General features: G+C 60.3%; 10 protein-coding genes. 3 read left to right on the top strand and 7 right to left on the bottom strand.

The window, feature by feature from the left end; translation table 11 throughout:
* Positions 1-39 precede the first annotated feature (39 nt).
* The 5 genes from AUC43_RS19385 to AUC43_RS19365 form a co-directional block, all read right to left on the bottom strand.
* Positions 40-1,128, bottom strand: coding sequence for a hypothetical protein (locus tag AUC43_RS19385; protein ID WP_233254061.1), 1,089 nt, complete (start codon positions 1,126-1,128; stop codon positions 40-42).
* A gap of 275 nt (positions 1,129-1,403) precedes the next feature.
* Positions 1,404-3,578: a carboxy terminal-processing peptidase gene (locus AUC43_RS19380; protein ID WP_068197653.1), complete on the bottom strand. Its 2,175-nt coding sequence runs from the start codon at positions 3,576-3,578 to the stop codon at positions 1,404-1,406.
* Between the two features lie 235 nt (positions 3,579-3,813).
* A complete protein-coding gene (locus AUC43_RS21900; protein WP_335340905.1) occupies positions 3,814-4,674 on the bottom strand; it encodes a hypothetical protein in 861 nt (286 codons plus the stop codon).
* A gap of 168 nt (positions 4,675-4,842) precedes the next feature.
* Entirely contained in the window at positions 4,843-5,211 is a 369-nt protein-coding gene (locus AUC43_RS19370; protein ID WP_068197651.1) for a hypothetical protein, read from the bottom strand.
* Between the two features lie 190 nt (positions 5,212-5,401).
* The gene (locus tag AUC43_RS19365; RefSeq protein ID WP_068197648.1) at positions 5,402-6,601 is read right to left on the bottom strand and encodes a proline dehydrogenase family protein; all 1,200 of its coding nucleotides are present in this window, start codon (positions 6,599-6,601) and stop codon (positions 5,402-5,404) included.
* A 145-nt stretch (positions 6,602-6,746) separates the two neighbouring features.
* Between AUC43_RS19365 and AUC43_RS19360 the strand changes: the two genes are divergently transcribed.
* Positions 6,747-7,874 (top strand): chorismate mutase, encoded by a 1,128-nt coding sequence (locus AUC43_RS19360; protein WP_068197645.1) that lies wholly within the window; start codon positions 6,747-6,749, stop codon positions 7,872-7,874.
* Between the two features lie 13 nt (positions 7,875-7,887).
* Here the strand turns inward: AUC43_RS19360 and AUC43_RS19355 are convergent, their stop codons facing one another.
* Positions 7,888-8,151: a hypothetical protein gene (locus AUC43_RS19355; RefSeq protein WP_068197642.1), complete on the bottom strand. Its 264-nt coding sequence runs from the start codon at positions 8,149-8,151 to the stop codon at positions 7,888-7,890.
* 273 nt (positions 8,152-8,424) lie between these two features.
* Here AUC43_RS19355 and aroB point away from each other — a divergent pair, with 273 nt between their 5' ends.
* Together aroB and AUC43_RS19345 are read left to right on the top strand one after the other, a co-directional pair.
* A complete protein-coding gene (gene aroB, locus AUC43_RS19350) occupies positions 8,425-9,471 on the top strand; it encodes a 3-dehydroquinate synthase (RefSeq protein WP_068197639.1) in 1,047 nt (348 codons plus the stop codon).
* A 105-nt stretch (positions 9,472-9,576) separates the two neighbouring features.
* Positions 9,577-10,824: a 3-phosphoshikimate 1-carboxyvinyltransferase gene (locus tag AUC43_RS19345; RefSeq protein WP_068197636.1), complete on the top strand. Its 1,248-nt coding sequence runs from the start codon at positions 9,577-9,579 to the stop codon at positions 10,822-10,824.
* Here AUC43_RS19345 and AUC43_RS19340 read toward each other — a convergent pair.
* The gene (locus AUC43_RS19340; RefSeq protein WP_068197633.1) at positions 10,805-11,608 is read right to left on the bottom strand and encodes an ABC transporter substrate-binding protein; all 804 of its coding nucleotides are present in this window, start codon (positions 11,606-11,608) and stop codon (positions 10,805-10,807) included. The genes AUC43_RS19345 and AUC43_RS19340 overlap by 20 nt on opposite strands.
* Between the last annotated feature and the right edge of the window lie 27 nt (positions 11,609-11,635).

The raw sequence follows: 11,635 nt of genomic DNA, 5'->3' as shown, positions 1-11,635 counted from the left end.
GGAGCGGCTTTACGTTTACAAAATCCACCGAAACCGGCCTTAAGCGGCCAGGCGGTACTGCGGAGCGTCGGTGGCAATGGCCGGCGCCGTGGGCGGCGTGGGGGCCAGCACCGGCTCCACGCGGGTGCGCAACCGGTCTTCCACAAAGCCTGCCTGCAAATGCACCGGCAACTCGGCCACCAGCTGGCGGTAGCGCTCCAGGCCCAGGGCCTTGGCCACATAGGTCTCGTGCACACCGTTGAGGTAGCTCACGATGTTCAGCAGCGAAGCGTGGAACAGGCGAAAGTCGATGTCGGCCTCCACGTAGCGCTCTATCTCGCGGCTGGTCTGCGAAATGCGCAGGCGGCCCAGCAGGTCGAAGATGGTGGTGTAGCCTAGGCGCCACGTAATCTGCTGCCAGTGCGCCGCCGTCCACTTATCCAGCGGGCGGCCCGTCTTCTGGCTACGAATGGCCGTGTTGGGGTTGGCCTGCACCTGCGCACGGGTCCACTGCGCCTTCATTTTGCGCGTTGTGCGCAAGAACTGCACAATCTGGGCCTGGGCGTCAATCTCCTTGCTGGCAATGTGCAGCCCGGCCTTGTAGCCCGCCAGCGGCAAGCGGTGAATGCTGAAGTCGCCGTAAGCGCCGGCCGCGTAAAACGACACCGGCCGCGGGTAGGCATTCTTCACCACCAGCCGGCCCACCTCGCGGCGGATAAGCTGGCCGTTGTTGGAGCGCACCCCGGTGGTGTACAGGAAGGCCTGTAAGCCCGACAGGATGGCGTGGTACGCCTGCGGGAACGTCCAGTGCAGGGCGTTGCGCAGGAAGTTATCATCGCCCAGCTCGGCCGTGGCCCGCAGCGCGTATTCCGTGCTCCAGCTGGTGTGCAGCAGCTTGGTGAGAGTGGCAACATCGGCGTCGTTCAGCTCAGCCGTGTGGCTGCGGAAGAAGGGCAGGTTCTGCAGGCCGCCGACCAAGTCGTCGTTCTCTTGAATGTGATAGTTGATGGCAAAGAAGTAGTTGAGGAAAACCTGCGCTGGAATTGATTTGCGCCAGGTCTCATCAGCTAGCTTCTGCTGTTGCTCGTCGCCGGCAGCTTCTACCTGCGGGTTGAGCGGGATGATGCGGGTTTCCTCTGTAGTCTTCATGCTTAGTAAACAGCAATCGGCAGCTTTTTAGTTGCCTGATTACTAATTTTTTTGTCAAATTTATTATGAGTTTAGTAAATTGATTTTCAATTACTTGCATTGGATATTGTGAAAAACAGTCCAACGCTTTGACACTGTCTATTTACTAAGATAGTTGTCATGCCAAAAAGGTGCCAAAAAAAGCCCCCGCACCGTGTGGTGCGGGGGCTTTTTGCTAACGTTGGCGCTCAGGCAATAGCGGCCTAAAATTGAGCTGATTACTATTCTCTGGGCATTTATTTCAACTCGTCCTGAATCACCGCTACGGCTTCGCCAATGGTAATGTCCTTCTTGAGCGTCTTGGTGATGCGCGAGGCTCGGTTAAGCTTCACCGTGTCGCCACCCACAGCCCGAACATCGGCTGCGAGTGGGGAGAAGGCCAGCGCGTTAGTGCTTTTCTGGGCGGCTTCGTAGCGGTCCGATATGGCCTTGGCCTGCTGCTGCTCGGTCCGGTAGGCGCTCAGCTTGAGCGAAACCGTGGTTTCGTCTTTACGCTTGCGCATGCTCTTCACCATCTCGTCCATCATCTTAAAGCTGGGGTTGGCGGCCACGCGGGCTTTGCTGTTGGCGCGCAGCTTGTCGATGGCGGGAGCACCATTCCAGGGGCGGTAGCGGGCAGGCTGGATTTCATCCCACTTCAGCGGGTAGTCCGACTCCTTTTCGCCCTGGTCGAGGTACGAATACAGGTCGGGCACCACAATGTCCGACACCACGCCCTTGAACTGCGTAGAGCCACCGTTCACCCGGTAGAACTTCTGGGTGGTGAGCTTGAGCGAACCAATGGGCTTCACGTTGTTTAGCTCCGTGGGTAGGGCCTCGTCGAGGTCGAAAATGCGCTGCACCGTGCCTTTGCCATACGTGCTGGTCGAGCCCATGATGATACCGCGGTGGTAATCCTGCACGGCCGCCGCGAGAATCTCTGAGGCCGAAGCGCTGTACTTGTTCACCAACACTACCAGCGGACCGCTGTATTGCACGCGGGGGTCGTTGTCGGTCAGTACCTGGGTGCGGCCCTGGCCGTCGCGTACCTGCACCATGGGGCCGCTTTCCATAAACAGGCCGGCCATTGACACCGCATCGGTAAGCGAGCCACCGCCGTTGAAGCGCAGGTCCAGAATCACGCCCTTCACGCCCTCGGCGTTCAGCTTGGCCAGTTCCTTCTTCACGTCATCCGACGAGCTCCGGCCGCCATTGTCGTTGAAGTCGGCGTAGAAGCCCGGCAGGCGCAGGTAGCCAATTTTCTGGCCCTTGTCCGTAATAACCGAGGACTGGGCGTACTTTTCATCAACCACCACCACGTCGCGGACGATGGGAATAACCTTGGTGCTGCCGTCGGGCTTTTTCACCGTCAGGCGCACTTCCGAGCCTTTCTTGCCCCGAATCAGCGTCACGGCTTTGGCGGTGTGCCAGCCTTCGATGCTCACTGGCTCGGCCTGCGCCTGGGCAACCCGAATGATGGCATCGCCCTTTTTCAAATCACCCTGGCGGGCCGAAGCCGAGCCGGGCATGATTTCATCCACGTAAATCAGGCCTTCCTTCTCTCGCAGCGTGGCCCCGATGCCTTCAAAGCGGCCGGTCATTTCGTAGTCGAAATCCTCCTTGGCTTTGGGCGCGAAGTACTCGGTGTGCGGGTCGTAGGTGTTGGCAATGGTGTTGGCATAGGTTGCCAGGCGGTCATTCGCGTCAATTTCATTCATTTCCGCAAACTGCTCGTCGTAGTACTTCAGCACGCGCTTGCGGGCCTCGGCCTCCATTTCGGTAGGGGTGCGTATGGGCTCGGCCGCGGTGGGAGCATCGGCATCAACGGGTTTGGGTACACTCGGCGCGGCACTGGCAATGCTGGGCTTGGCCTGCTTGGCTTTTTCCTGCGCCTCCATCATTTCCGATACCCGGCTCAGCGTTTCGAACTTGAGCAGCTTGCGCCACATCTCGCGCTGGGCCGCTTTATCGGCTGGGAAAGCGGCTTTCTCGAAATCAGACTGGAAGCTCTCATCCACCGTAAAATCGAAGGGCTTAGCCAATATCTCACGATACAAGCCCTGCATTTCCTTGGTGCGGTCAGCCATCAGCTTGGTGCTCAGGTCGAGGAATTCGTGAGAACCGCGCTTCACCTCGTCATCGATTTGGGTCTGGTACCGGCGCAGCTGCTCCACATCGGTGGCCAGCAAGAACTGCTTGCGGTAGTCGAGGTGCTTCAGGTACAGGTCGAACACGCGCTTGGAAAACGCATCATCCACCTTTTCGGGCTGGTAGTGGGCCTCCGTGAGGCCCCGCAGCATTATGCCAATCAGCACCTGGTCTTTGCTCGGGGCCACCGAGTCGGACCGGCGCAGCAAGCGGTACGATGCCAGAACAAACACGGCTGCTACCAAAAAGGCATACAGCCCGACTTTCAAGCGGGGAGAAGACATTTGCAGGAAAATAAAACGGGGATGAAAATCAAATGTAAGGAGCGCGCGAGGCAACTCCGGAGCCTCTAGCTTACGATGAAAACGCCCTAACGGGTGAAATAAGTGCCCGAATTGCTAAACCCTTACGGCTCACCTGCAACAGACCAGCCAACACGCGAAAGGGTTGCAATAAAAAAGCCTTTCCCGAGCGGGAAAGGCTTTTTTTGGTATTCATAGGCCGAAGCCCGAAACAAGATTAATACTTGTAAACCTTGTCGGCGCTGTGGCGACGGAACTCGTCTTCGAAGTACTTGGCATCCTCGGCATTGCGGGGCTTCACACCCATCACAATATTGCCGCTCTTGATGCCTTGCTCGTACTCAGCAGCGTGCTCCTCGGGAATGCCCGAGCCCACCAGGGCGCCTACCAGGCCACCCGTGAGGCCACCGGCACCGGCACCGGCCAGCGCAGCCGCCAGCGGACCAGCGATAATCAGGCCCAAGCCGGGCAGGGCTACCGACGTGCCAATGGCTGCGATAGCGCCAATGATGGCACCAGCAGTACCACCAATGGCCGAGCCTACGCCAGCACCTTCCATGGCCTTATCGCCGAGGTCGGTATGGGCGGTGTCTTCGCCGAAGTGCGTCTTGCGGGTTTCATCCGACATCAACACGTTGACATCTTCTTTGCCGTAGCCACGCGACGAGAGCGACTGGTAAGCCTTCTCAGCGCTGGTGCGGTCGCGGAACATACCGCTTACGTTGCCACCATCGCGGTAAGGCTCACCGGTTACGGCGTGAGCGGCGCTGTCGGCCGTATTCTGAATGCCATCAACAGCGCGGCCTACCACGGCACCGGGAGTACCGGCCATGGCAGCACCTTTGGCAGTGGCGCTGAAGTCGTCGCCGTCGGTTGAATTAGTTGGGTTACCCAAGGAAGCACCCGAGTTGCTATTTACACCCGTGCCGCTGCCGGAGCCGGTGCCAGCATTGTAGCTAGTGCCTTCGTTGCTCAGGCCGGTGCTGTTGCCCATGCCAGTACCAGTGTTGCTGGTGCCATAGTTAGAGCCTGAGCCGGTACCGGTGTTCTGCGGGTTGTTAGGATCGTTGGTATTCATGGTGAAAGATGTGGAAATGTGGAAATGTAAACCAACCTACCGGCTGGTTGAGGTCCTTAACGGGACCACCGCAGTAGAGGTTACATCCCGCTTTTTTTCCATTCTTTCCTACCTCCACACTACGCCCACTTGCATGGTTGGGCTAGATAACTGGCCTTGAGGAGCTTCTCAGGCGTATTTCTGGAAGTTGGCTTCGTCGCGCCAAAAATCCCGGCATTCCTGCACCAGGTCTTTCAAAAAGTCTTCGTTCTGCTTGAGGCTCCGCCACTCGCCCATGCCCATCTTTTCGCACAGCTTATAGAAATTATCTCCCTGGCCCTTCGAGCCTTGCACCTTCACCAGGCAGCTCAGGGGCGGGCGGCCGTCTTCGTACTCGGCCATGGAGATTTCGGCGAGCATTTCATTGAGGCGAGATTTTTCGTGCGAAATCTCCAGATTTAATCCTAGCTCAGCTTCCTGCACCAGGGTGAGGTAGCTGACGGTACCGGTTTGCTGACGGGAATAACGAATTAAGTACGTGCGGATACGACCAATCATGGCGGGGCATCAAGTAAGCGGAAACCGTTTTAGGGGCTGAAAATTAACGAAATTAAACGGGAAGGCGCTGCGGTGCAGCTCTACAGTATGCTGTACGGCATGCCCCTAATGCTTTTGCCCTGCTAAAATCGTTCCCGAACGCATTCGCGAGCTTGCGCGCGACCAAAACGAGGGCTCCTGCCAGGGCTGTTTAGCGGCCCTGGCGGCGGCGCAGTTCTTTCTGAATGAGCAGAAACTCGCGGCTGCTTTGCCCCGAGATGGCCGTGTTCTCGTCGGCCCGCCGCAGCAGGTATGGCATCACGGCGGCTACCGGGCCGTAGGGCAGGTACTTGGCGGTGTTGTAGCCGGCGTGGGCGAGGTTGTAGGTGAGGTTGTCGCTCATGCCGTATAGCTGGGCAAACCACACGCGAGGGTCGCCTGGCGCGAGGCCAGCCTGCTGCATGAGCTGGGTGAGCAGCAGGGAGCTGGCTTCGTTGTGGGTGCCGGCGCAAATGCTGATGCGGTCGATGTGCTCGACGCAGAAGCGCAGCGCCGCGTCGTAGAGCTCGTCGGTGGCCTGCTTGGTGGGGTTGATGGGGGTGGGGTAGCCGCGCTGTTTGGCGACGCGGGCTTCCTTTTCCATGTAGGCCCCGCGCACCAGCTTGGCGCCCATGTAGTACCCAGCTTCCACCGCGGCGGCGTGCGCGGCCTTCAAGGCGTCGAGCCGGTCGTGCAGGTAGAGCTGATAAGTGTTCCAGACGATGGCCGTTTCGCGGTTGTACTTGGCCATCATGTCGTAGGCCAGCTGGTCAATGGTGTGCTGAAACCAGCTTTCCTCGGCATCGATGAACAGGCGCACGCTGTGCTGGTGGGCGCGGGCGCACAGGGCCTCTACCCGGGCCACGGCGCGGGAGTGCGCGGCTTCCTCGTCGGCGGTGAGCAGCTGGCCCGCCTGAATTTTCTCGAGAATAGCCACGTTGGCCACGCCCGTCACTTTAAACACCGAAAACGGGATGTGCGTGGAGCGATGGGCCTCGTCGATGGTGGCCAGGATTTCGTCGCGGGTGTGGTCGTAGCTGCGGTCGCTGCCTTCGCCTTCCACCGAATAATCGAGGATGGTGCCGATGTTGTACTTGCCCAATTCTTCGGTCACGGGCCGGCATTCGGCAATGGTTTCGCCGCCGCAAAACTGCTCGAAGATGGAATGCTTAATGAGGAACTTGGTGCCGGGCAGGCCCCACTTCAGGGCGGTTTTCATCAGCCCGCTACCGGTCTTCACGAGGGTGCCGTTGTTCATGGCCGCGAACAGGGCATAAACTTTCCGCAGCTGCCCGTCGGACTTGGAAGCGAAGGCCACGCGGGTATCATCGAAGGAAATGGGCGGGGCCTGGGTAGGAGAAGCGGGGGACATACGGAGCAGCTTGGGGGTGGGAATTGGGGCGATAAGCAGAAGGCGGGCGAAGGTAACCGGTAAACAACGTTTCGTGGAAACGAGTTACGTTTGCCCAGCTTTTCGGCACCGGACCGAAACGCGACTTCACCTGCCCAATACTGAAATGCCTTCTGTTGCTGAAACGTTCTTTACCAAGCTGCTGGCTCAAAAAGGCCAGCCCATCCTCATTGCCGGCCCGTGCTCGGCCGAAACCGAGGAGCAGGTGATGGCCACGGCCCGCGGCCTGCAGGCGTTGGGCAACATTGACTTGTTTCGGGCGGGCATCTGGAAGCCCCGCACCCGGCCGGGCTCGTTCGAGGGCATGGGCGTGGCGGCGCTGCCCTGGCTGCAGCGCGTGAAGGCCGAAACCGGCATCCCAACGGCAATTGAGGTGGCCACGCCGCGCCACGTAGAAGAGGCGCTGCGCCACGGCATCGACGTGCTCTGGATTGGGGCGCGCACCACCGTAAACCCCTTTGCGGTGCAGGAGCTGGCCGATGCCTTAGCCGGTACCGGCGTGCCCGTGATGGTGAAAAACCCGGTGAACCCCGACGTGGCCCTCTGGGCCGGCGCCCTCGAGCGCCTGGAGCGGGCCGGCATCACCGATTTGGCGGCCATCCACCGCGGCTTCAGCACGTTTGCGCCCAGCCGCTACCGCAACGCGCCCACCTGGATTTTGCCTATTGAGTTAAAAACCCGCTTCCCGCACATCCCGCTCATCTGCGACCCGAGCCACATTGGCGGGCGCCGCGACTTGCTGCTGCCCATCGCGCAGAAGGCCCTCGACCTGGACTACGATGGCCTCATCATCGAAACCCACCCCGACCCGGACCACGCCCTAAGCGACGCCGAGCAGCAGGTGACGCCCGCGCGCCTGGGCGAAATCCTTAGTGAGCTGCAGTACCGCTACCGCTCCTCCAACAACGCCGACTACCTCAACAAGGCCGAGGAGCTGCGCCAGAAAATGGACGTGGCTGACCGCGAGATTGTGGAGGCCCTGGCCCGCCGCATGGCCCTGGTAGAAGAGCTGGCCGAATACAAGAAGGAAAACAACGTCAAAATCCTGCAATTCGACCGCTGGCAGGAAATCTTCAACACCCGCACCGAGTGGGCCAGCAAGCTGAATGTGAACGACAAGTTTGTGGCCGAGCTCTACAAGCTGATTCACATCGAAAGCATCCGCAAGCAGACCGAAGTGCTGAACGGGCGGCCCCAGATAGACGGTGTGGCGCACCTGGGACCGGGGCTGTAGCCTGGGCTCTGGGTTACCGCAGCCGCTCGTAGGTATTCACGGGCGCATCCAGGCAGCCGCCATAATCGAGCACCAGCTTATTGCCATTGAGGGTGAAAACCGCGTCCTGAGGGACAGCATTGGCGTTTGCGTAGGCGAAGCGCACTACGGGCACCGGCTGCGTACCCGAGCACGAATTGCCGCCGTTAGCGACGGCGTAGTTGCCGTAAGCAGTGGGCTGCCCATCCTGGTAAAACGAGAAGCCGGAGTCGGTCAACTTCAGTATTTCATTGGGCAAAACCGGCGAACAAAGGCACAGGCGTGCCGTGAGCTGCCAGGTCCCTGCTAGCCCCTTGGATGCCTCTCCAGGCACAGCGTCGGAGTCTTTCTGGCAGCCACCAACAGGCTGACTGACACGAACAGTACACCAAATGAAGCCAGGCGAGTTGGTAAAAACATATGGAGAAATGCGTGGGTGAAAGCGCTGCTGCTACCCGCCTGACCCGTGCCTGCCCGCATAGGTTGCATGGGGGTGTAGTAAACCTGCCGTTTTTATCCTGACTTTTGCCCCATGGATAGTTCCGTTATTATTGGGCCCGAAGCCCTGCCCGCGCTGGCCGAATTTCTGTACCGGCCGGCCGTGAGCCGGGTGTTTGTGCTGGTCGACAGCAATACGTCACGCTTGTGCTTGCCGCTGCTGGAAAAGCACTTGCCGGCCAATTACCACCTCATCGAAATCCCGGCGGGGGAAGAGTACAAGACCCTGGCCACCTGCGATACCGTGTGGTGCCAGCTCACCGAGCAGCGCGCCGACCGGCACGCCGTGCTGGTGAACCTGGGCGGCGGCGTGGTCACGGACTTGGGCGGCTTTGCGGCGGCGCTTTACAAGCGCGGCATTCGGTTTGTACAGGTGCCTACCACGCTCCTGGCGCAGGTAGACGCCAGCGTGGGCGGCAAAACCGGCATTGATTTCCAGGGCTACAAAAACCAGCTGGGCGTGTTTCAGGCCCCGGCCGCCGTATTTATTGAGCCGGGATTTTTGCAAACCCTGGACCCGCGCCAGCTCAAATCGGGCTACGCCGAAGTGCTCAAGCACTGGCTCATTGCCGATGCGGCCGCCTTCAACGTGCACCGCCGCCTGGGCTGGCTCACCGACGACTGGACACCGATTATCCGCGAGTCGGTGGCGCTCAAGCAGCGCATCGTGGCGCAAGACCCACTGGAGAGCGGCCCGCGCAAGCTGCTCAACTTCGGCCATACCGTGGGCCACGCCCTCGAAAGCTACCTGCTGAGCCAGCCCGGCCGTGAGATTCTGCACGGCGAGGCCGTAGCCGCCGGCCTGGTGTGCGAAAGCTGGCTGTCGGTGCAGCGCGGCTTGCTGAGCGCCGAGGAGCTGGACAAAATCGAAACCTTCGTGTTTTCGGTATTCGACAAGGTGGCGTTCGTGGGGCTGGAAACCGACGCCATTGCCGACCTGGCGCTGCAGGACAAGAAAAACGCGGGCGCCATCATCAACTGCACCTTGCTCAACGGCATCGGCAACGGCGTATTTGACCAGCCCGTGACGGTAGCCGAAATCGCCGAATCGCTGCGCTATTACCACCGGCTGCAAGCGTAGCCGGTTGTCCGTTGTTAGTTATCTGTGGTTAGGTGCGCTGGCTCGCATCTGCTTTCCAATCTACCAACTGACTAACAACGGACAACTAACAACTGACAACCAAACATGCATCTTTCCTGGCCCGGCGGCCCGCTGCGCGGCACTGCCCAACTTCCAGCTTCCAAGAGCGAAGCCAACCGTGCTCTCATCCTGCAGGCCTTGGCCGGCGGTGGCACCCTCGATAACCTGTCGGACGCGCACGACACCCAGCTGATGCGGCGCCTGCTGGCCGCCGCGCCCGGCACCAACGTGCTCGATGCCGAAGATGCCGGCACCGTGATGCGCTTCCTCACTGCCTACCTGTCCGTCACGAACTGGCAGGGCCGCCTCACGGGCACCGCCCGCATGCAGGAGCGGCCCATCGCCGTGCTCGTTGATGCGCTTCGGCAAGCCGGAGCCCGCATCAACTACCTCAACAACGAAGGCTTTCCGCCACTTGAGCTGCAAGGGTTTGCAGCCTCGGCTCGCGATGCAGCTCAACCCACCGAACTGGCCGTGCGCGGCGACATCAGCAGCCAGTACATTTCGGCCTTGCTGATGGTGGGCCCGCGCCTGCCCGGCGGCCTGCGTTTGCGCCTCACTGGCCACGTGGGCTCCCGCCCCTACATCAACATGACGGTGGCGTTGATGCAGCTCTTCGGTGCCCACTACACCACCGACGGCGACACGCTGTTGGTAAGCCCCGGCGAGTACCAGCCCACCAACTACACCGTGGAATCGGACTGGTCGGCGGCCAGCTACTGGTACTCGTTGGTGGCGTTGGCCCCGGCCGGCTCAGAAATTACGCTGCCCGGCTTGCGCCAGCAGTCGCTGCAGGGCGACCAAGCCATTGTGGGCATGATGAAGCCTTTTGGCATCGAAACCACGTTTTTGCCCGATGGCATCCACCTCAAGCAGCTGCCCATAACGGCGAGCCCGGAGGTGCTGGCGTTAGACTTCACCGACTGCCCCGACCTGGCTCAAACCGTGGCGGTAGTAGCCGCAGCGCGCGGCATCCCGGTCGACATGACGGGACTGGAAAGCCTGCGCATTAAGGAAACCGACCGGATTGCGGCCCTGCAAATCGAGCTGGCCAAGTTCGGCGGAAGCCTGCGCGAAGTGACGGACGGCCGCTTCCGGGCCGAATCCAGCGGCTTTGCCGTCGATAATCAGTCGGTGGCTACTTACCACGACCACCGCATGGCCATGGCGTTTGCGCCGCTCGCCCTGCTGGGCCAGCTCAACATTGAAGCCCCAACCGTGGTGAAGAAATCCTACCCCCAATTCTGGAAAGAACTGGCCAAAAGCGGTTTCGTTATCGAAGAAGCTGGCTGAAATACGCCGCCGATTTGCGCAGCCGGCTGCCGTACCAGCTGAATAGCTCCCCGTCGACAATCTCAATCCTGGCTGCTGGGCATATCGCCTGGAATTCGGCGATATGCTTTTCGCCGAAAGGGTAAGGCTCGGAGGATAGCAGAATGCGCTGGGGGGCGGCAGCGGCCAGTTGCTCGGCCGTAATTTCCGGGTAGCGGCCCAAGTTGGCGAAAACGTTGGCAAAGCCGGCCCGGCGCAGCAGGTCGTCGATGAATGTACCCGCGGCGGCTACCATGTAAGGCTTTTTCCAAATGAAGTACGCGGCCGGTACTGCCGGGCCACCGGTGGGCAGTGCGACAAACGAAGCTTCGATTTCCGCTGCCAGCTTCTGGGCTTGCTCCTTGGCGCCCGCGATGAAGCCCACGCGCCGAATCATGTCCAACGCTTCCGGCAAGGTGCTGATGTCGCTCAGCCACACCGGGTACTTGGCGGCAAGCAGCTCAATTCCGGTCTGGTAGTTTTCCTCCTTATTGCCGATTATCAAGTCCGGCTTCAGGGCGGCTATTTTGTCGAAATCGAAGTTCTTGGTGCCCCCAATGAGTGCGGCTTTGGTGCGGGCTTCCGTGGGGTGAATGCAGAACTTGGTTACGCCCACCACCTTGTCTCCCAGCCCCAGGTCAAACAGCAGTTCCGTTTGCGACGGCACCAGCGAAACTATGCGATGCGGCGGAAACGGCACCGCCACCCGCCGGCCCATTTGGTCGGTCACGGTGAGGGGCGGGAAAGGAAAGTCGGGTAGTTCCATATAAAAAAGTCATCCTGAGTTGAGTGA

This window comes from Hymenobacter sedentarius (genome assembly GCF_001507645.1).
Taxonomy (GTDB): domain Bacteria; phylum Bacteroidota; class Bacteroidia; order Cytophagales; family Hymenobacteraceae; genus Hymenobacter; species Hymenobacter sedentarius.
The sequence above is the reverse complement of the archived record's forward strand: the minus strand, read 5'-3'. Positions and strand labels throughout refer to the sequence as shown.